This is a genomic window from Kribbella kalugense (genome assembly GCF_004365875.1).
Lineage (GTDB): Bacteria > Actinomycetota > Actinomycetes > Propionibacteriales > Kribbellaceae > Kribbella > Kribbella kalugense.
Genome location: NZ_SODF01000002.1, coordinates 538589 through 558059 on the forward strand (window position 1 = coordinate 538589; position 19471 = coordinate 558059).

A 19471-nucleotide genomic window follows, 5' to 3' on the forward strand; every position below is an offset into this window, starting at 1 on the left:
CACATGGCACTTCTCGACCTTCAGGGTCTCGAGACCCCGGGTTACGGCCACGGCGGCCACCACCACGGCGGCTCCACGCTGACCGTGCTGGGCTGCGCATCGCAGACCCCGAGCAACCTGAGCCTGCTGCTCTGCCACTGATACGGCACCTGTATTGCCAGGTAGTGAGGCCCTGGGTGGGCGGTGTGCTCACCCAGGGCCGACCTGTTTCCTCCCGGTGACCGACTCGCCTCGGTCGCCGGGTGGTAGCTCGGCGGCGGTGCGCTCGTTGTCTTGGTGGGACACAAGGAGAAGTGAGGTGATCTACTCCGTGCAGTCTTATCCATGCGCCGAGCGCCTGTCGCTCGTGGAGCAGGTGCACGGTCGTACCGTCGCTGACCCGTACCGCCGGCTCGAGGACCCCTCGGCCGCCGAGACGCAGCGATGGCAACAGACCCAAGACGAGCTTTGGCTGACGTACGCCAGTTCGCTGACGACCCGGTTCCGCTGGAAGAACCGTGTGCGGCAACTGTCCGACGTCAGCAGCATCTCCACCCCAGTCTGGCGAGGCGGCCGCTGCTTCACGCTCCGCCGCGACGCCGGCCAACACCCAGTTCTCTTCGTCGACGAGACTCCACTCCTCGACCCGAAGCGACTCGACCAGCTCGACCAGACCGGTCTGACCACGCTCGACGCCTGGCAGCCCTCGCCCGACGGCACCAAACTCGCGTTCCAGCTCTCCCGCGGCGGCGACGAGCGCTCGACCCTCAGCGTCCTCGACGTGACGACGGGCGAGCTGATCGACGGCCCACTCGACGGCTGCCGCTACTCCCCCGTCGCCTGGCTCCCGGATGGGAACGCGTTCTACTACGTGCGTTTCCGTCAGGTACGACGCCACGAGCTGGGCAACCCCGACGACACCACGATCCTAGCCAGCGAAGCGTCGTACGGTCTGGAGATCAGCGCCGACGGCCGCTGGCTGACGATCTGCACGACAAACGACCTGTGGTTCACGGACCTGACAACGGGCGAGCCGCCAACTCACCTCCCGCAAGACGCCACCACGATCATGTCGGTCGGCCCTGACGAGCGTTTGTACGTCGTCACCACACAGGACGCCCCCACCGGGCGGATCTGCATCGGCGACCCTGCCGAGCCGACCGTCTGGCAGGACTACATCCGGCCGGACGCGCCGCTGACCGGTCTCGCCATCCTCGACGACGTCGTCCTGGTCAGCACCGCGACCGAGATCACCGTGCACGACCGCGAGACGGGCCGCCTGCAAGGCACAGTCCAGTTGCCCGCCGCCGGGTCGGTCGGATCCTTGAGCGCAGATCAAAATCGAGCCTGGTTCACGTACGCCGACAGCGTGACCCCACCGACGGTCTACTGCTACGACCCGACTACGCGCCAGACAGCACCATGGCACCAGCAGCCCGGCACCAAGGCGGAGGTCGAGACTCACACACTGACTTGCAGCCCGGACGTCGAGCTGCGAGTGATCGGCAAACCCGGGCCGCGTCCCACGATTCTCTACGGGTACGGCGGGTTCGGGCAGTCGCTCACGCCGACGTACTCCGCGTTCGCGCTCGCCTGGGTCGAGGCCGGCGGCACGTTCGTCACCGCGACCGTCCGCGGCGACGCCACGCGTGGTGACGGACGAAGGCACAACAAGCAGAACGTCTTCGACGACTTCATCACCGCGGCCGAGCACCTGATCGCGGAAGGCTGGACCACCGCCGACCAACTCGCCATCTGCGGTGAGTCCAACGGCGGCCTCCTCGTCGCAGCTGCCCTCACGCAACGACCCGAGCTGTTCGCCGCCGCGGTCTGCTCGGCGCCGCTGACGGACATGGTCCGCTACGAGCTGTCGGGTCTCGGCGAGCGCTGGACGACCGAGTACGGGTCCGTGAAGGACCCCGACGACTTCCACACTCTGCTGTCCTACTCGCCGTACCACCGCGTCACCGAAGGCGTGAAGTACCCGGCCGTCCTGCTGACCGCCTTCGGGAACGACACCCGCGTGGATCCCCTGCACGCAAGGAAGATGTGCGCCGCGCTCCAGCACGCGACCGCGAGCCAACGGCCCGTGCTGCTGAGATTCGAGGCAGACGCAGGTCACACGACCGGCGGCATCAATCTCGCCGCGGACATGCTCGCGTTCCTCGCCGACCAGACAGGCCTGGACCGATGATCACCTTTGGCGAGGTGGCGAAACGGGGCCGTGGTTGGTTGCCGCTGATTGGGTTCAACGCGTTGATCGGTAGTGGGGTGACGCTCGCGCTGCCGACCATTCTGGGTCGCTCGGTCGACGCCATCGTGGCCGGTAGCGGCTACACCCGCTGGCTGATTGTCGCGGCCGCGCTGATCGGGCTCGGGATCGCGGCGAGCATCGTCGACGCGTTCGCCGGTGCAGCCTGTGTTGCGGAGACAACCGCCTGGTTGCGCCACCGCCTGGTCCGGCACGTGGTCCGCGGCGGCCCCGAAGGTACGCGCGACTTCGAGACCGGCGACCTGGTCACCCGGGTCTCGGCCAACGCCACCGACGCCGCCCAGGCCGGACCGGCCGCGGTGACAGCCATCGCCGCGATCGCGCCCCCGGTCGGCAGCCTCGTCCTTCTGGCGATCATCGACCCGTGGCTCGCCGCCGCGTTCTTCGGTGGCGTGCTGCTCGTCGTCCTAGTCCTCTGGACGTTCGCCAAGCGGACCGCCGACATCAGCCTCAACTACCAAGAGACCCAGGGTCGCATCGCCGCCCTCCTGTCCGAGTCACTCACCGGCATCCGCACGATCACCGCCGCCGGTACGACGGAACGCGAAGAGGGCCGCATACTCGGCCTGCTCCCCGAGCTGCACCGGCACGGCGTCGTCACCTGGCGGATCCTGGCTCGCTCCGGCGCCCAGGCCGCAGTCGTCGGCCCGCTCGTACTCGTCGCAGTCCTCGCCGTCGGCGGACTGCAGCTCGTCTCCGGCCGGATCACCGCCGGCGAGCTGTTCGCCGCCTCGCAGTACGCCGTCCTCGGCGCCGGACTCGGCAACCTGACCGGCGTCCTCGGCGAGCTCGCGCGCGCGAAGGCGGGCGTCCACCGGTCCGCCGAGGTGATCGCGATCGAGTCCATCCCTCACGGCACGTTGACGATCCCGGCCGGCCCCGGGCAGCTCAGCTTCGACGGGGTCAGCGTCATCGCCGACGGGAATGTCCTGCTGGACAACGTGAATCTCGACCTTCCCGGCGGCGTCACCGTTGCGGTCGTCGGCCCGAGCGGCGCCGGCAAGTCCGTACTCGCGGCGGTCGCGGCCCGACTGCGCGACCCCTCGACCGGCCAGGTCTCGCTGGACGGCGTACCGCTGCAGGCTGTGAGCCGGCATACGTTGCGGAGTGCGGTCGGCTGTGCGTTCGAGCGCCCGCAACTGGTCGGCCGGACCGTCGGCGAGGCGATCGATCCGCACGCGGTCAGCCCGGTCCGCACGCTGGCCGCAGCCCGCGCCACGCATGCCCACGACTTCGTCAGCCGACTGCCCGACGGCTACTTCACTTCGTTACGCAAGGCACCAATGTCCGGCGGCGAACGTCAGCGCCTCGGCCTCGCCCGGGCCTGGTCCGCCCGCCGTCTCCTGGTCCTCGACGACGCCACGTCGAGCCTCGACACGGCCACCGAACGCCAGATCACCCGCACCCTGACCGAGGACCGTCACCACCGCACCCGCCTCATTGTCACCCATCGCCCCGCGACCGCAGCCCGCGCCGACCTGGTCATCTGGCTCGACCACGGCCAGATCCGCGCCATCGCCCCGCACGCCGACCTCTGGCACAACCCGTCGTACCGAGACATCTTCGGATGAGGCGAGAGCTGTCGTACGGCGCCACCGCGCTGAAGAAGCGGGCCACGGTCAAGTTGATCGCGTGGTCCGTTCCGGAGATCCTGCCGACTGCGGTGTACGGGATCGCGGTGGCGCGAGCGACGGACAGCTTTCTCGGCGGGCACGCGTGGCAAGGGATCGCGTGGCTGGGCGGCCTGGTCGCGACGGCCTGTCTGGGCTCCGCCGGAGCGCGGCAGGTGTACGGCCGGCTCGGCGAACTGGTCGAGCCGGTCCGAGACGATCTGGTACGCCGGGTTGTCGGTGGCGCACTGCGATCCGGGGACGACGGTGCGGTCGCGCGGTTGAACCGGCAGGTGGAGATCGTCCGGGACACGTTCGCGGGGCTGGTCCTGGTGCTGCGGAGTTTCGCGGTCACGCTGTTCGGCGTACTGACCGGGTTGTTATCGCTGGCTCCGATCGTCGCGGCGTTCGTCGTACCGCCGTTCCTGGTGGGATTCGCGTTGTCGCTGGCAGTGTTGGGGATGGCAGCAGATCGGGTGCGCGCGTCGTTGACTGCCGACGAGGACCTGGCGGCGTCGGCGGGCATGGTGTTCGGCGGGGTGCGCGACGTCACCGCGGCCGGGACCGAGGAGTACGCCGAGTGGCTGGTCGGTCAGCCGATCGAGGCGCACGCGTCGGCAGAGCGTGCATTGGCAAAGGTGGCGGCGCTGCGGACGTTGTGCTTCGCGGTCGGCGGATGGCTGCCGCTGTTGATCCTGCTCGCGGCTGGGCCGTGGTTGGTCGGGCGTGGGGTGAGCACAGGCACGTTGCTCGGCGGGCTGACGTACGTGCTGATCGGCTTGCAGCCCGCGCTGAACACAGTAATGAACGCCCTGGGCGACAGCGGCCTGCGATACGTGATCACACTCGGGCGGATCCTCGATGCATCGACACGAGTTGAGCGGCCGCGGCGGATCGATGAGCTGAAGGGCTACCAGGTCCGGCTGCGCGGGCTGACGTTCGCCTATGGCCCGAAGGCCGATCCCGTGCTCGACAAGCTCGAGCTGACGATCCCCGAAGGTGAACACCTCGCCGTCGTCGGTCCGAGCGGCATCGGGAAGTCGACGTTGGCCGGTCTGATGTGCGGGATGCTGAGGCCGACCGGCGGTCGGCTGCTGCTCGGTGGATCACCACCGACCGAGGTGACGGTTGATCGGCTGGCCCGGACCCGGGTGCTGATTCCACAGGAGGCATACGTCTTCACCGGGACCGTGCGCGACAACCTCAACTATTTGTTGCCCGACGCAACAGACGACCAGCTCGAGCAGGCTGTGCACACGGTCGGCGCCGCGAAGCTGATCGACCAGATCGGCGGCCTGTACGCCGAGGTGAAGCCGGGTGAGCTGTCCGCCGGCGAGAAGCAGTTGATCGCGTTGGTGCGTGCGTACCTGTCCCCCGCGCCGCTCGTCGTACTCGACGAGGCGACCTGCTTCCTCGACCCCGAGGCCGAGCGGCAAGCCGAGGAAGCGTTCGCGAAACGTGACGGGACGCTCATCGTGATCGCGCACCGGATCAGCTCAGCTCTGCGTGCGCGCCGCATCCTCGTCCTGGACGGCAACCAGGCGACACTCGGCACCCACGCCAGTCTGATGCGCACGTCGCGCCTCTACCGCGACCTGCACGGCAGCTGGACGCCCAGCGCTCAGATCCAGCCTGCGTCCTGAGCCTTCCGGATCGCCTCGATCCGGCTACGGGAGCCGGTTTTCGCGAGGATCCGGGACAGGTAGTTGCGGACCGTCCCCGCGCTCAGACTGAGCGTTCGCGCGACCTCCTGCGCCGTCGCCCCGGTGGTGACCTGGCGCAGCACTTCGCACTCGCGATCGGTGAGCGGATTGTCACCCGCTTTCAGCGCAGCGACGGCGAGCCGTACGTCGACCACCGGCAAGCCCTTCGCTACGTCGCGCACTGCCTGCACGAGCTGGTCGGTCGTCGCGTCGGTCGCGATCAGACCGATCCGCGGCGCCTGCTTCACCAGCGCCAGACTGGTCGCCCCGATCGTCTCGTGATCGATCAGCACCAGCACGCCGCGGCCGACGAGCTTTCGGCAGAGCTCCTCGATCCGGATCCGGCCAGGCAGCTGTGGATCGAGCAGGAACACGTCCGGGCGCCGTCCCGCCACCTGCAGCACGTCCTCCGAGCGGTCCAGCTCGGCCACCAGGTCGAGATCGTTCTCCCTGGCGAGCACCGCAGCCAGTGCACCACGCACCAACGTCCCGCCATGGCCGAGAGCCACTCGGATCACCGCTTCTGCCCCCATCACATCTGTCGCCTCATCTGCGGGCCGCCGCGACAAAGCCGCGATAAACCAGCTGCCCGACAGCGGTGGCCCGTGCTTCGATCAACGAGTGAACGCGCCGGATGACACGCACGAATCAACGGTTTGTCCAGGCTGCCGCGCCGTACTTCCACGGTCAGACTGGCCGGAGACACCGAAGTACAACGCGACGCCGGAGTGTGCGGAGGTCGCCGGTGAGCTGCTCGGCTTCGAGGTCGAGAACCTGGCCCGGCTCGGGTACCTGCACCAGCTCCGGATCGACGCGTACGGCGGACAGCACGTTAACCCAGACGCTCCGCGAATCGGCCCGGTGTTCGCACTGAACGGTCTCTACATGTTCTTCGAACGCGGCTCCGGCAACCTCGACGTACGCACCGCCCACGGCATCATGGCGAACTCGTACGACGACTGGCCGCGGCTGGTCCCACCGGCTGAGGTCGGCGAGCTCACGGCGTACGACGTACTGACCGCAGGGACCGTGGACGACGTTGAGTCAGCCCTGCTCAAGTGGGCCCGCGAGGTGTGGGAATCGTGGCCGGACGAGGATCGTGAGCTGATCCGGAAACTCACCGTGGAACTGGTTCCGGAACGCTGTTTCGAGCGGTGATAAACCGATCGGTTCCGACCTCGGCCCGATCGGCGTGTCGAGCCGGAAACCGTTCTGTTGTTGGGGTTTCGGAACGTCAGACCCTGGAAAAAGTTCGGGGCAGATCGGGATCTGGACTTGCGTTTCCAGCGAACCTCGCACAGGATGACTCAGGTCGCGCCGTTACCGGGGCGTGACCATTCGGACGCTGTCCTGTGACCTGCTGTGGGGATGTGTCCGATTGCCCCTCCCCTCCCCTGCACGGGGGGCCTGGTGTGTCCCACCATGCCCAAGCTCACAAGGAGCACCTTTCAGATGTCCAAGGCTCGACATGCGCGCGCCTCGCGAAGTACTCGCCGGGTAGCCCGAACCCTCTCCATCGCCGGTCTGGGAGCCGGTATCACCGCAGCCGGCGCCGGAGCGGCGTTCGCGACCGACTACAACGTCAAGGCCGGTGACACCCTCTCCGAGATCGCGCAGGCCAACGGTGCCGACTGGCACGAGCTGGCCCGGATCAACCACCTGAAGGATCCGAACCTGATCCTGATCGGGCAGACGCTGACGCTCGACGGTGCGAAGAAGGCGGCTCCGGCTCGCAACGTCACGAAGAAGGCCGAGACCCGGAAGTCGGACACCAAGAAGTCCGAGCCGAAGAAGGCCAACCGCGACGTCCGGTCCAGCCGGTCCGAGGACCGCCCGAAGGCGAGCAGCGGCAAGGCGACCCTGAGCGGCGCCTGGGCCAAGGTCGCGAACTGCGAGTCCAGCGGCAACCCGCGCGCGGTGAACGGCGCCGGCTACTACGGCCTGTTCCAGTTCGACCTGCAGACCTGGCGCAGCGTCGGTGGCTCCGGCAACCCGACCCAGGCCTCCGCGGCCGAGCAGCTGATGCGCGCGAAGAAGCTCTACGCGCAGCGCGGCGCCTCCCCGTGGCCCGTCTGCGGCCGATTCCTCCGCTGACCCGGCACCACCCCTGGACGCTTCCTGCTCGTCGTTGGCGGGTAGGCGCAAACTCATCCGTAATCGCGATGAGCGGGAAGCACCAGAGGATCAGGTTCGGGTGATGACGAGCATCTCGTCGGCGCCGACCTGGAACTCGTAGGGGACCTTGCGGATCTCGCTGGTCACACCCTCGAGCGAGTCCAGCAACTCCGGCAGCCACGGGATCGGATCGCCGGCACCCTGCGTCACCAGCGGGAAGATCCGTACTTCGGCATTGCTGACCCGGATCAGTTCCCGCAGTGCGGCCGCGTGCCAGTCCCGGTCGTACTTGTCGGACCAGGTGAACAGCAGATGCGAGCAGAGCACCAGCTCGAACCGCCTGTCACCGAACGGCAAATCCGGCAGACCGGCAGCGACGTACCGCTGCGGTGCGGTCGTGATGTCTTGCAGAAACCGGTCGGCCGCCTCGATCCGATACTGGTCCTTCCGGTCCGGTGATCCGTACCAGGTCCAGACGAAGCTCCCCTGGTGCTCGTCGACGATCCCCGACGTCGCCGGCAGGCTCTGCCGGACGCTGTCCACGAGCTCGGGCGTCTCCAGCTCGTACGCCGGATCGACGGCGATCGCATCGACGCCGCGTTCGGCTGCCTCGGCGGTGAAGCTCGCGCCGCCCGCACAGCAGTCGAGGACGGAATCCGGGAGTTCCTTCAGGTCGAACATCGCTTCGTACTCGGCGTACGAGCGCGAGGTCACCAGCACGGTTCTACCTTTCGACGGTTCGCTTCCGCTGCAACCGACGGTCGAGACTGGTCGCCCCAGCCGCCAGAGCCAGGAAGAGTACCGCCACCAGGAGACAGTTCAGTAGCACCCGTCCGTAACCGTGCAGGCCGACGTCCACGAACGGGTACGGGTAGAACCCGACGAACTCGCCCCGGATCAGCGTGAACGCGAGCCACAACAGCGGGTACACGATCGACCAGCCGACGATCCTCCAACCGGTCAGATCGCGCGGTCCGAACAGCAGCCAGCCCAGCACGCCGACCACCGGAGCGACGGTGTGCAGCAGGAAGTTCGCCACCCACCCCCAGCCGTGGAAGTCAGCGTCCTGCGCGAGCACCGCGTGGTACACGATTCCTGTCACCGCGATACAGAGCACGCCGTTCAGCCGCAGCGTCTTGAACAGCGCGCCGCCGGATCGGTCCGGCTGCAGCGCCAGCATCAGCGCGGTCCCGCCGAGCAGCAGGTTCGACTGGATCGTGAAGTACGCGAACACGTTGAACACCCGCTCTGGGTTGTCCGGGTAGAACCCCTCATGCCCGTTGGCCGTCACGAAGAGCTGGATGACAATCCCGCACAACACCACCAGCCCGGTCATCGCAGCCCAGATCCGCCCAACCATCGTCATGCCGGAAATGTACGACGAGTAACCGCGCAAGCCCGGGAGGTCAGACGGACTGCTTCTCTCGCGGCGCACTCTTGCTGTCGCCGCCCAACGAGTAGCTGAACGAGACGATCGCGTCGATCACGAGCACGAGGGTCCAGGTCCCGGCCGGCGCGAGCACCGCGTCGTACCCACGGCCCGACAGCAGGCCGAGGCCGATCATGATGCCGACACCGACGACGTACGAGAGCAAGTGGCGGTACCAGCCGGCGCGCTCGTGACGAGCCCGCTCCGGACCCTTCTTCGGCAGCTTCGCCGGACGCGGCGCACCGCCCAGGTAATGCGCGGCCCACTTGTCCGCCCACTTCAGCGTCTGGTGACCGAAGCCGACGCTGACCCCGATGAAGATCGCGGCCAACGAGTGCTTGAACGCCGGCTCCGCACCGCGGTGGATGTCCAGCACGCTCGCGACCAGCATCACCACATCGACCAGCGGTACGGCGGCCAGCAGGACCAGACCGGCCTTCGGCAGCCGGAGCAGATAGCGGGTCACCATGCCGCCGGCGAGCAGAACCCAGAAGCCGATCTCACATCCGGCGATCACAGCGAGCAGCACAGTTGTTCACCCCTCCGAGGTTTTTCAGTACGACTGTGTTGTAAAACCAACGCTAACACAACCGTGCTAAAAAGGACCACATGCCGAAGATCGTCGACCACACCACTCGTCGCGAAGAGATCGCCGAGGCGCTGTGGCGAGTGGTCCGCCGGGACGGGATCCGGGCGGCCTCGGTTCGAACCATCGCCGCCGAGGCGGGCTGGTCGGCGGGCGCGGTCCGCTACTACTTCCCGGACCAGGACGGTCTGCTCAAGTTCGCGATGGACCTGGTCTCCCGCCGGGTGACCGAACGAGTCAGCGCGATCGAGCCCAAGGGCACCGTGCCGGCCATCGTGCTGCGCTACCTCGACGAGGTGCTCCCGCTGGACGCCGAGCGCCGCGCGGAGTTCGACGTCTGGCTGGCGTTCATGGCACAGGCCCGGGCCGAGTCCGGGGCCGGCACGTTGCAGGAGCACCTCGATACGGTGCACAACAGCCTGCGCCACCTCTGCGAGTCGCTGCTGCGTTCGCTCGCCGACGCGGGCGCACTGAAGGACGGTCTCGATCTGCGCAGCGAGGTCGAACGCTTGCACGCGTTGCTCGACGGCCTCGCACTACACGCGGCGATCCAGCCGGAACGCACGACGCCGACTCGGGTCCGGCAGCTGATGCGGCACCATCTGGGCACGCTGATGGCCGAAAACCCCTGACAAACTGGGGGTTTTCGAAGAAGAATCGCCGCGACCGGTTCAAACCCTTGCGCCACGTGGCACGATCACCGCATGGAGTCCGAGGGGGTGATCGTCGTCAGTGGAATCATGGCGGCGGGGAAGTCGTCGGTGTCCCAGATGCTGGCCGAAAGATTCCAGTACGGCGTGCATCTGCGCGGGGACGTTTTCCGCCGGATGATCGTCAGCGGACAAGCCTCGATGGCCGACGACGTGCTCGAGGCACAACGTCAACTTCAGCTGCGCTATCGGCTCGCCTGCATGGCCGCCGACCAGTACGCGAACGCCGGTTTCACCGTGGTTCTGCAGGACGTGGTGATCGGTGAGTTGCTGCGCGAGTTCATCGACGGCATCCAGACCAGACCGCGGTATCTCGTCGTACTGACGCCGCGACCCGAGGTGATCAGCGGCCGGCTCGGCGGGGCGCATCATCTGGTCGACGAGCTCGACTATGAGCTGCACGCGTTCAGTCCGCGGCGGGGGCTGTGGCTGGACAACTCGGACCTGTCGGTCGGCGAGACGGTCGACGCGATTCTCGGCCGGCTCGACGAGGCCAGCTTCGACTGATGGCGGGTCTTACTACCCGAAGGTAGTTTGAGTGGATGACCGTACGGCGGACCTCGTGCAACCTGTGTGAAGCAATCTGCGGCGTGCTCGTGACCGTCGAGAACGGCCGCGTCACCGACATCCGCGGCGACGAATCCGATCCGCTCTCCCGCGGTCACATCTGCCCGAAAGCGGTCGCGCTGCGTGATCTCCAGGAGGACCCCGACCGGCTGACCACGCCGGTACGACGGACTTCCGACGGCTGGGAGGAGATCGACTGGGACGCGGCGTACAAACTGGTCGTCGACAAGCTGACCGGCATCCAGAAGGAGCACGGGCGGAACTCGATCGGGGTCTACCTCGGCAACCCGAACGTGCACAGTCTTGGTGCACTCACGCACATGCCGACGATGGTCAGGCAGTTGCGGACCCGGAACAAGTTCAGCGCGACGTCGATCGACCAGTTGCCGCAGATGCTGTCGTCGTACCTGCTGTACGGGCATCAGTTGATGGTGGCGGTGCCGGATATCGACAGGACGTCGTACCTGCTGATCCTCGGGGCGAACCCGCTGGCGTCGAACGGGAGCATGATGACCGCGCCCGGATTCGGGCGGCGGTTGAAGGACGTGCGGAAGCGGGGCGGGAAGGTCGTCGTCATCGACCCGCGGCGGACCGAGACGGCGGCGGTGGCCGATGAGCATCACTTCGTCCGGCCGGGGACGGATGCGGCGTTCCTGCTCGCGTTGATCCATGAGGTGATCTCGCTAGGCGCTGCGCGGCCGGCCGAGTACATCGATGGGTTTGCGGCGGTCGAAGAAGCAGTGGAGGCGTGGACGCCGGAGCGGGCGGCGGCGATCACCGGGATCCCTGCGGACGTGATTCGGCGGGTGGCTGGCGAGTTTGCGACAGCCGACCGGGCGGCTTGTTACGGGCGGGTCGGGGTGTCGACGCAGCAGTTCGGGGCGATCTGCCAGTGGGCGATCCAGGTGCTGAACATCATCACCGGCAACCTCGATCGGCCCGGCGGCACGATGTTCCCGCGGCCGGCGGTGAACACGTTGCTCGGGATGGGTCGCGGGCATGTCGGGGTGTGGAAGAGCCGGGTGCGCGGGTTGCCGGAGTTCGGCGGTGAGCTGCCGGTGTCGACGCTGGCGGAGGAGATCCTGACGCCGGGCGACGGTCAGATCCGGGCGATGGTGACGGTGGCCGGCAACCCGGTGCTGTCGACGCCGAACGGGCGGAAGGTGGACGAGGCGCTCGGGTCGCTGGAGTTCATGGTCGCGATCGATCCGTACATCAACGAGACCACTCGGCACGCCGACGTGATCCTGCCGCCGGCGCCGCCGCTCGAGCGCGATCACTATGACGTGGTCTTCCACCAGCTCGCCGTACGGAACACGGCACGGTGGAACGACGCAGTACTGCCCAAGCCGGCGGACGCTCGGCACGACTGGGAGATCTTCCGCGATCTGGGGTTGGCGCTGGTACGGCGTACTCCGTGGAGCCGGCGCCGGGTCGAAGTGATGGCGCGACTGCGATTGTCGCCGCGACGAATCGTGGACGCCGGACTGCGGATCGGGCCGTATCGGTTGTCGGTAGCCAAGCTCCGGAAGTCGCCGGGCGGAATCGATCTCGGACCACTGCAGCCCGCCTTGCCTGGCGCGCTGCTGCACAAGTCGAAGCGGATCGACCTGGCGCAGCGGATGATCCTGGACGATCTGCCTCGACTCGATTCATTGGCCGCCGTTTCGGCTGACGAGCTTCTGTTGATCGGACGCCGGCATCTGCGGAGCAACAACTCCTGGATGCACAACTCCGCGCGACTGGTGAAGGGCAAGCCTCGCCATCAGCTGCTGATGCATCCGCACGACCTGGCCGAGCGTGCGCTCATCGACGGTCAGCTGGTCACGGTCACGTCAGCCGCCGGCGCTATCTCCGTAGAAGTTGCCTCCAGCAACGACATCATGCCCGGCGTGGTCAGCCTCCCGCACGGCTTCGGTCACAACCGCGCCGGCGCCCGCCTGACCATCGCCAACCAGGTCGCCGGCCAGAGCGCCAACGACATCACCGACGCCGGCCTGACCGACGCCGTAGCCGGCACCGCCGCAGTCAACGGCGTCCCGGTCACAGTCACAGCCTCCTGACCCCCGCACCCGGACGCCGATCCCCGCCCCCCGGACGCTGATCCCCGGCCCCGGACGTCTCAGGGGTCAACCCCGCACCTGGTCGGTTGCGGACCCGAAATCCGGTGGTGCAACCGACCAACTCAGGGGTTAACCCCTCAAACGGACAGTGGGTGGAGGGCCGGAGCTGTCGCGGATGATGAGGAGGGGGGTGGAGTAGAGGTGGGACTGCGGGGTTGCGCCGGCGAGGAGGTCGAGGAGGCGGTGGGTCACCTCGGCGCCGTAGCCGACGATGTTGTGGCTGAGGGCGGTGAGGGTCGGGTGGGTGATTCGGCAGAGGGCCGAGTCGTCCCAGGCGACCAGGGTGATGTCGTCGGGAGTGCGCAGGCCGAGGCCTTGGACGACGGACAGTCCGGCGACCGCCATCAGGTCGTTGTCGTAGATGATCGCGGTGGCGCGCGGGTTGCTGGTGAGTACGTCGCGGGTCGCGGTGGCGCCTTGGGTGGCGGAGTAATCGGTGTGGTGGGTGCTAGCGCTGAGGGCGAGCCGGCGGGTGGCGAGCTCGTAGGCCTGGTCGCGGATCCAGACATCGCCGAACTCGGGCGGACCAGCCACCCGCGCGACCACCCGGTGGCCGAGGGAGGCCACGTGATCGAGGGCCGCGTTCATCGCCGCGGCGCCGTCGGTCCAGGCGCACGGCATGCCATCGGCCAGCGCCGGGTCCCCGACCAGAACGGCCGGCAGACCGAGCTTCCGCAGTACCGGGATGCGTGGATCGGCGACCCGGAGGTCGACGACGATGACACCGTCGACCCGGCGCTCCGCGGCCCACTTCCGGTACGTCGCCAGCTCCTCGTCGAGATCGGCGACGACCTGGAGCGCCAACGCGTACGACTTCTCCCCGAGAACCGACTCGATCCCGCCGACGAAGCCCATGAAGTACGGCTCCTCGATCAGCGTCTGCGCGGTCCTGGCGAGTACCAGCCCGAACGTCTCGCTGCGCGCCGCGGACAGCTGACGAGCGGCCCGGTTCGGCACCCACTCCAGCTCGGCGGCGACTTTCAGCACCCTGGCCCGGGTCGCCTCAGACACTCCGGGCTGGTTGTTCAGGGCGTACGAGACCGCACCTTGGGAGACGCCACAGCGACGGGCGATCTCTTTGATGGTCACACGGGACACAACAACTCACTCCTCACGGGCGGCCGGACCGCTGACGGTCGGTCCGGAATCCCCCAGTGTGCGCCCGATCTCAACCCTCTGTCATCACCTGAGCACATAAAGTGACCGTTTGATCAAACCCACAATCGGGGGATGTTCTCTCAGGTGACCGACCAGTCGTTGGGCGGAGGGTGGTGTGGGCGGGGGCCGGTGGGATACGGTTGCCGTCGTTACTTAACCGGTTCGGCTTACCAGTCGGCGTGCAGCCCCAGGGCAGCGGGTGAAGCGCCGCCAACAAGGAGAAACCATGGTCGCAAAGGACCACCTGTCCCTCCAGTTGTACACGGTCCGGGGCAAGCTCGAGGAAGACTTCGACGGCACTCTGGCCCGCATCGCGGAGATCGGCTACACGCTGGTCGAGCCCTTCGGGGTGACCGCTTTCGCGGACCGTCTGGCCGAGGCGCTGCCCAAGCACGGACTCTCGGCCCCTACTACCCACGCCGGCCTGCTCCGTGAGGACAGCGCCCCGATCTACGCCGCCGCCAAGCGGCTCGGCATCACCACGGTGATCGACCCGCACACCGACCCGGCGCGCTGGCAGTCGGCCGACGAGATCAAGGTGATCGCGGACGGGCTGAACAAGGCAGCGGTCGAGGCCGCCGATCACGGCATCACGGTCGGCTACCACAACCACCAGTTCGAGCTGGAGTCGAAGATCGGCGGCGCGCACGGCCTGGAGATCCTGGCCGACAACCTGTCCGACGACGTGATCCTCGAGGTCGACACCTACTGGGCCGCGGTCGGCGGTGCCGACGTACCGGCGCTGCTGAAGAAGTTCGGTGACCGGGTCAAGGCGATCCACGTCAAGGACGGCGACGGCACGCTGAACAACAAGGCCCAGGTCGCGGTCGGCGACGGCGTCATCGCGGTCGCGGACATCCTGGCGGCGGCCCCGGCCGCGCTGCGGGTCGTCGAGCTGGACGACTTCACCGGTGAGATCCTCGACGCGGTCGCGGGCAGCTACAAGTTCCTGACCGGAGAGGGTGCGCCTGCATGAGCTCTGTAGGAGTAGGTGTGATCGGCGCCGGAGTCATCTCCGACGCCTACATCAAGAGTATGCAGAGCTTCCCGGACCTGAAGGTGGTCGCGATCGGCGACCTCCGGCCGGAAGCCGCCGAGGAGAAGGCCAAGCAGTACGGGATCGAGGCCCACGGCGGCCCCGAGGTCGTGCTCAACCACCCCGACGTAGAGATCGTGGTCAACCTGACCATCCCGATCGCGCACGTCGAGGTCGCTCTCGCAGCGGTTGCCGCAGGCAAGCATGTCTGGAGCGAGAAGCCGTTCTCGCTGGACCAGGACAGCGGCCTCAAGCTGCTGGCCACGGCACAGGACGCCGGGGTGCGGCTGGGTTGCGCGCCCGACACCATCCTAGGCCCGGGTCTGCAGGAGTCCCGTCGCATCATCGAGCGTGGTGACATCGGTACGCCGTTGACCGCGCTGACCCTGATGCAGTCGCCCGGCCCCGAGTCGTGGCACCCGAACCCGGCGTTCCTGTTCCAGGAAGGCGCCGGTCCACTGTGGGACATCGGCCCGTACTACCTGACCACGCTGGTCCAGCTCTTCGGTCCGGTCGCCGCGGTCGCGGGAATCGGGTCGAAGTCGAAGGAGAAGCGCACGATCGGCTCCGGTCCGCTGGCGGGGACCGACTTCGACGTGACCGTGCCGACGCATGTCAGCGCGATCGCGAAGTTCGAGTCGGGGCAGTCGTCGCAGAGCATCTTCAGCTTCGACTCGCCGTTGTCGCGGGCCGGGTTCGTCGAGATCACCGGTAGCGACGCGACCCTCGCCGTACCGGACCCGAACGGGTTCGACGGGGAGATCAAGATCCGTCGTCGCGGCGCCGACGACTGGGAGACCATCGCCGACACCAAGGCGGTCGCCCAGCGCGGTACCGGCGTACTGGAGATGGCGCGGGCGATCCGGGCCGACCGGCCGCACCGGGCCACCGGGGCGCTGGCGTTCCACATCGTCGATGTGATGGCGTCCATCACCGACTCGATCGACGCCGGCGCGTTCGTCGACGTGAAGAGCACGGTCGAGGTCGCGCCGATCCTGCCGGACGACTGGGACGTGACCGCAGCCACGCTATGACCAGCATCCTTCTCGATCCCCGGCGGACCGTCGTGTTCGCCGGGGACTCGGTCACCGACTGCGGCCGCCGTACCGACCCGGACGGGTTGGGCGACGGCTATGTGCGCAAGGTGTACGACGACCTCGGTGAACGCAGGCCGACGATCGTCAACGCCGGCATCAGTGGTCACCGGGCGGCCGATCTGGCCGCCCGGTGGTCCGCCGATGTGCTGGCCCACGACCCGTCGCTGGTGTCGATCCTGATCGGGATCAACGACACCTGGCGGCGGTACGACGAGAACGACCCGACGACTGCGGAGTCCTTCGAGGCGTCGTACCGCTCGATGCTCGATGCACTGAACTGCCCGGTAGTCCTGATGGAGCCGTTCCTGCTGCCGGTGAAGGACGGGCAGGACGAATGGCGCGAGGACCTCGACCCGAAGCTCGAGGTGGTCCGGAAGCTGGCCGTCGAGTACGGCGCGATTCTGGTCCCCACCGATGTCGAGCTGACCAAGCAGGCCGCGTCCGTCGGTGCGGCGACTCTTGCGGGCGACGGCGTACATCCGAGCGCTGCTGGACATCGTGCTCTCGCCGATCTGTGGCGACGCTACGTCCTGGACGACTGACTTCCACCGCTCCTCATGCTGCTGGGGAGCGGTGCTGTTCTACTAAACCGGTTCACCTCCTGGGAGCTTGACTGTGAAGACGACTGACCTCACCACCGACGGCGGCGCCGTCTGGACCGTCCGCGCCGTCGATGGGCCGGCACCCGACGGGCTGATCGGCCGGCCGGTGGCCGCGACCGTGCCGGGCGAGGTGCACACGGACCTGCTCGCGGCGGGCGAGATCCCGGATCCGTTCGACGGCGACAACGAGTCGAAGCTGCACTGGATCGGCCGGACTCGCTGGAGCTACCAGACCACGTTCAGCTGGGTTGCGGACGGCAATGACCGGCAGGAGCTGGTGGCCGAGGGTCTCGACACGGTCGCGACGGTGACGCTGAACGGGCGGGAGATCGGGCGGACGGCGAACCAGCATCGCTCGTACCGGTTCGACGTCACCGGCGTACTAGTTGCTGGGGACAACGAGCTGGTGGTCGAGTTCGAGGGGCCGGTGGCGGCGGCCGAGGCGGTGCGGGCGAAGGTCGGTAGCTGGCCGCACACCAACCTGCACCCGTACAACGAGCTACGGAAGATGGCGTCGAACTTCGGCTGGGACTGGGGACCGGACGTCGCGACGGCCGGCATCTGGCAGCCGATACGGATCGAGTCGTGGTCCGGCGTCCGCATCGACTCGGTCCGCCCGCTGGCGAGCGCCGACGGCGTGCTGAACACCTTCGTCTCGCTGGTCTGGTCCGACACCGCCTCGGAGTACGCCACCGTCACTGTGGAGGTCGGCGGTACGACGCAGTCCGCGAGTGTGAAGCCCGGGTGGGACACCGTTGCCATTAGCAACACAGTCCCGGAGGTGGACCTCTGGTGGCCGCGCGGGCACGGCGAGCAGCCCTTGTACGACGTGGTTGTGACGCTGACCGACGAGACGTGGACCGGGCGGGTCGGCTTCCGGGACATCAGTGTGAACGTTGCCCCGGACAACGACGGTACGCCGTTCCTGCTGTCCGTGAATGGCAAGCCGATCTACGTACGTGGCGCGAACTGGATCCCTGACGACGCGTTCGTGACCCGACTGAATGCCGAGACGTACCGGACCAGCATCCAGGACGCGGTCGACGCCGGCATGAATCTGCTCCGGGTCTGGGGCGGCGGGATCTACGAGAGCGACGACTTCTACAACGTCTGCGACGAGCTCGGAATCCTTGTCTGGCAGGACTTCCTGTTCGCCTGCGCGGCGTACTCGGAGGACGAGCCGCTGTGGAGTGAGGTCGAGGCCGAGGCGCGAGAGGCCGTTACACGGCTGAGTAAACACGCCAGCCTCGCAGTGTGGAACGGCAACAACGAGAACATCTGGGGGTACGTCGAGTGGAGCTGGCGGGTCCCGCTGGCCGGCCGGCCGTGGGGCGCGGGCTACTACCTCGACCTGCTGCCGAAGATCGTCGCCGAGCTCGACCCGCGGACGCCGTACTCCGCCGGTAGCCCGTACTCGTTCGACCAGTTCATCCACCCGAACGACGAGCGGCACGGGACCATGCACATCTGGGACGTCTGGAACCAGGTGGACTACTCGACGTACCGGAAGTACAAGCCTCGGTTCGTGTCCGAGTTCGGGTTCCAGGGACCGCCGGCCTGGTCGACGCTCACGTCGGTCGTGCATGACTCGCCGCTCGACCCATACGGCGAGCAGATGCTCGTGCACCAGAAGGCGCACGAAGGCAACCTCAAACTCGAGCGTGGTCTTGGCGAGCACTTGCCGGTCTGGAAGAACATCGATGACTGGCACTGGACGACGCAGCTGAACCAGGCGCGTGCCGTTGCCTACGGCATCGAGCACTTCCGTTCGCTCTTCCCTTTGAACACAGGTGCTGTGGTCTGGCAGCTGAACGACAACTGGCCGGTGGTGTCGTGGGCCGCGGTCGACGGGCACGGGATCCGGAAACCACTGTGGTTCGCCCTCAAGCGGGTGTACGCCGAACGTCTGCTGACCGTGCAGCCGCGGGAGGACGACCTGGTCGTTGCCGCGCACAACGACACGGACGAGACCTGGACGACCGAGGTGACGGTGACCCGACGGTCGACCGGCCGCGATGGTGAGGTCCTCGCCCGGGAGACGTTCACACTCGAGGTGCCGGCGCGGTCGGCGGTGACCAGCGGTCTGCCCGAGTCGGTCGCCGTCGCGTCGAAGCCGGCCTCGGAGTACGTCGAGGTACGGGGCGCCGACGGGGTTTCCGCCTTCTGGTACTTCGTCGAGGACACGTCATTGCAGCTGGACGGGGACGCCTTCAGCACCGAGGTCGCCGCGACTGCGGACGGATATGACGTGATCGTCACGGCGACCGCGCTCGCCAAGGACCTGGCTCTCTTCCCGGACCGGTTGGACGCGGCGGCGCGGGTGGACTCGTGCCTGGTCACGCTGTCCGCGGGCGAGAGCCACACCTTCCACGTCACGGGCGCGGGAGCTCCGGAGCAGGTCGGCGTACCGGTGCTGCGTTCGGCGAACGATCTGCTGAACTGATTTACGTCGAGACCTTGACTAAAGGCGGGGCGGGACCACTA

18 protein-coding genes are annotated in these 19471 nt (G+C 67.6%); 13 read left to right on the forward strand and 5 right to left on the reverse strand.

Annotation, left to right across the window (positions count from 1 at the left end; translation table 11 throughout):
* Positions 1-3: 3 nt before the first annotated feature.
* The 4 genes from EV650_RS20180 to EV650_RS20195 all read left to right on the forward strand — a co-directional run bounded on the left by EV650_RS20180 (position 4) and on the right by EV650_RS20195 (position 5504).
* Positions 4-141 (forward strand): SapB/AmfS family lanthipeptide, encoded by a 138-nt coding sequence (locus tag EV650_RS20180; protein ID WP_130387812.1) that lies wholly within the window; start codon positions 4-6, stop codon positions 139-141.
* 157 nt (positions 142-298) lie between these two features.
* Complete coding sequence (locus EV650_RS20185) at positions 299-2173, forward strand: prolyl oligopeptidase family serine peptidase (protein ID WP_202874781.1); 1875 nt, start codon at positions 299-301, stop codon at positions 2171-2173.
* Positions 2174-2187: 14 nt separating this feature from the next.
* Positions 2188-3822, forward strand: coding sequence for an ABC transporter ATP-binding protein (locus EV650_RS20190; protein ID WP_238174340.1), 1635 nt, complete (start codon positions 2188-2190; stop codon positions 3820-3822).
* On the forward strand, positions 3819-5504 hold the full coding sequence (locus EV650_RS20195) for an ABC transporter ATP-binding protein (RefSeq protein ID WP_134120603.1): 1686 nt from the start codon (positions 3819-3821) through the stop codon (positions 5502-5504). The genes EV650_RS20190 and EV650_RS20195 overlap by 4 nt, the downstream gene beginning before the upstream one ends.
* Here the strand turns inward: EV650_RS20195 and EV650_RS20200 are convergent.
* Entirely contained in the window at positions 5483-6082 is a 600-nt protein-coding gene (locus tag EV650_RS20200) for a response regulator transcription factor (protein ID WP_238174341.1), read from the reverse strand. The genes EV650_RS20195 and EV650_RS20200 overlap by 22 nt on opposite strands.
* A 103-nt stretch (positions 6083-6185) precedes the next feature.
* Here EV650_RS20200 and EV650_RS20205 point away from each other — a divergent pair, with 103 nt between their 5' ends.
* Together EV650_RS20205 and EV650_RS20210 are read left to right on the forward strand one after the other, a co-directional pair.
* Positions 6186-6722 (forward strand): DUF5946 family protein, encoded by a 537-nt coding sequence (locus EV650_RS20205; RefSeq protein ID WP_134120605.1) that lies wholly within the window; start codon positions 6186-6188, stop codon positions 6720-6722.
* Between the two features lie 294 nt (positions 6723-7016).
* Complete coding sequence (locus tag EV650_RS20210; protein WP_134120606.1) at positions 7017-7658, forward strand: transglycosylase family protein; 642 nt, start codon at positions 7017-7019, stop codon at positions 7656-7658.
* Positions 7659-7748: 90 nt separating this feature from the next.
* Here the strand turns inward: EV650_RS20210 and EV650_RS20215 are convergent, their stop codons facing one another.
* The 3 genes from EV650_RS20215 to EV650_RS20225 are packed head-to-tail and all read right to left on the reverse strand — an operon-like array spanning position 7749 to position 9637.
* Positions 7749-8399 carry a class I SAM-dependent methyltransferase gene (locus tag EV650_RS20215; protein WP_134120607.1) on the reverse strand — a complete coding sequence of 217 codons (651 nt, stop codon included), beginning with the start codon at positions 8397-8399 and terminating at the stop codon, positions 7749-7751.
* A 4-nt stretch (positions 8400-8403) separates the two neighbouring features.
* On the reverse strand, positions 8404-9045 hold the full coding sequence (locus EV650_RS20220; protein WP_134120608.1) for a Pr6Pr family membrane protein: 642 nt from the start codon (positions 9043-9045) through the stop codon (positions 8404-8406).
* A 40-nt stretch (positions 9046-9085) separates the two neighbouring features.
* Entirely contained in the window at positions 9086-9637 is a 552-nt protein-coding gene (locus EV650_RS20225; RefSeq protein WP_134120609.1) for a 2TM domain-containing protein, read from the reverse strand.
* An 80-nt stretch (positions 9638-9717) separates the two neighbouring features.
* Here EV650_RS20225 and EV650_RS20230 point away from each other — a divergent pair, with 80 nt between their 5' ends.
* The 3 genes from EV650_RS20230 to EV650_RS20240 all read left to right on the forward strand — a co-directional run bounded on the left by EV650_RS20230 (position 9718) and on the right by EV650_RS20240 (position 13034).
* Positions 9718-10326 carry a TetR/AcrR family transcriptional regulator gene (locus EV650_RS20230; RefSeq protein ID WP_134120610.1) on the forward strand — a complete coding sequence of 203 codons (609 nt, stop codon included), beginning with the start codon at positions 9718-9720 and terminating at the stop codon, positions 10324-10326.
* A 72-nt stretch (positions 10327-10398) separates the two neighbouring features.
* The gene (locus EV650_RS20235; RefSeq protein ID WP_134120611.1) at positions 10399-10911 is read left to right on the forward strand and encodes an AAA family ATPase; all 513 of its coding nucleotides are present in this window, start codon (positions 10399-10401) and stop codon (positions 10909-10911) included.
* 35 nt (positions 10912-10946) lie between these two features.
* Positions 10947-13034, forward strand: coding sequence for a molybdopterin-dependent oxidoreductase (locus EV650_RS20240; protein ID WP_134120612.1), 2088 nt, complete (start codon positions 10947-10949; stop codon positions 13032-13034).
* 129 nt (positions 13035-13163) lie between these two features.
* Here the strand turns inward: EV650_RS20240 and EV650_RS20245 are convergent, their stop codons facing one another.
* Positions 13164-14192, reverse strand: a complete 1029-nt coding sequence (locus tag EV650_RS20245) for a LacI family DNA-binding transcriptional regulator (protein WP_134120613.1) — start codon at positions 14190-14192, stop codon at positions 13164-13166.
* Positions 14193-14478: 286 nt separating this feature from the next.
* Between EV650_RS20245 and EV650_RS20250 the strand changes: the two genes are divergently transcribed.
* The 4 genes from EV650_RS20250 to EV650_RS20265 all read left to right on the forward strand — a co-directional run bounded on the left by EV650_RS20250 (position 14479) and on the right by EV650_RS20265 (position 19430).
* Complete coding sequence (locus EV650_RS20250; RefSeq protein ID WP_134120614.1) at positions 14479-15228, forward strand: sugar phosphate isomerase/epimerase family protein; 750 nt, start codon at positions 14479-14481, stop codon at positions 15226-15228.
* Positions 15225-16322: a Gfo/Idh/MocA family protein gene (locus tag EV650_RS20255; protein WP_134120615.1), complete on the forward strand. Its 1098-nt coding sequence runs from the start codon at positions 15225-15227 to the stop codon at positions 16320-16322. Before EV650_RS20250 ends, EV650_RS20255 begins: the two co-directional genes overlap by 4 nt.
* Positions 16319-16927: an SGNH/GDSL hydrolase family protein gene (locus EV650_RS20260; protein ID WP_134120616.1), complete on the forward strand. Its 609-nt coding sequence runs from the start codon at positions 16319-16321 to the stop codon at positions 16925-16927. The genes EV650_RS20255 and EV650_RS20260 overlap by 4 nt, the downstream gene beginning before the upstream one ends.
* 73 nt (positions 16928-17000) lie before the next feature.
* Positions 17001-19430 (forward strand): glycoside hydrolase family 2 protein, encoded by a 2430-nt coding sequence (locus tag EV650_RS20265; protein ID WP_166678224.1) that lies wholly within the window; start codon positions 17001-17003, stop codon positions 19428-19430.
* The last annotated feature ends 41 nt before the right edge of the window (positions 19431-19471 follow it).

Coding starts and splice junctions, on each gene's coding strand:
- EV650_RS20260 (WP_134120616.1), top strand. CDS start 16,319: ATGACCAGCATCCTTCTCGATCCCCGGCGGACCGTCGTGTTCGCCGGG.
- EV650_RS20255 (WP_134120615.1), top strand. CDS start 15,225: ATGAGCTCTGTAGGAGTAGGTGTGATCGGCGCCGGAGTCATCTCCGAC.
- EV650_RS20250 (WP_134120614.1), top strand. CDS start 14,479: ATGGTCGCAAAGGACCACCTGTCCCTCCAGTTGTACACGGTCCGGGGC.
- EV650_RS20195 (WP_134120603.1), top strand. CDS start 3,819: ATGAGGCGAGAGCTGTCGTACGGCGCCACCGCGCTGAAGAAGCGGGCC.
- EV650_RS20180 (WP_130387812.1), top strand. CDS start 4: ATGGCACTTCTCGACCTTCAGGGTCTCGAGACCCCGGGTTACGGCCAC.
- EV650_RS20220 (WP_134120608.1), bottom strand. CDS start 9,045: ATGACGATGGTTGGGCGGATCTGGGCTGCGATGACCGGGCTGGTGGTG.
- EV650_RS20210 (WP_134120606.1), top strand. CDS start 7,017: ATGTCCAAGGCTCGACATGCGCGCGCCTCGCGAAGTACTCGCCGGGTA.
- EV650_RS20240 (WP_134120612.1), top strand. CDS start 10,947: ATGACCGTACGGCGGACCTCGTGCAACCTGTGTGAAGCAATCTGCGGC.
- EV650_RS20235 (WP_134120611.1), top strand. CDS start 10,399: ATGGAGTCCGAGGGGGTGATCGTCGTCAGTGGAATCATGGCGGCGGGG.
- EV650_RS20230 (WP_134120610.1), top strand. CDS start 9,718: ATGCCGAAGATCGTCGACCACACCACTCGTCGCGAAGAGATCGCCGAG.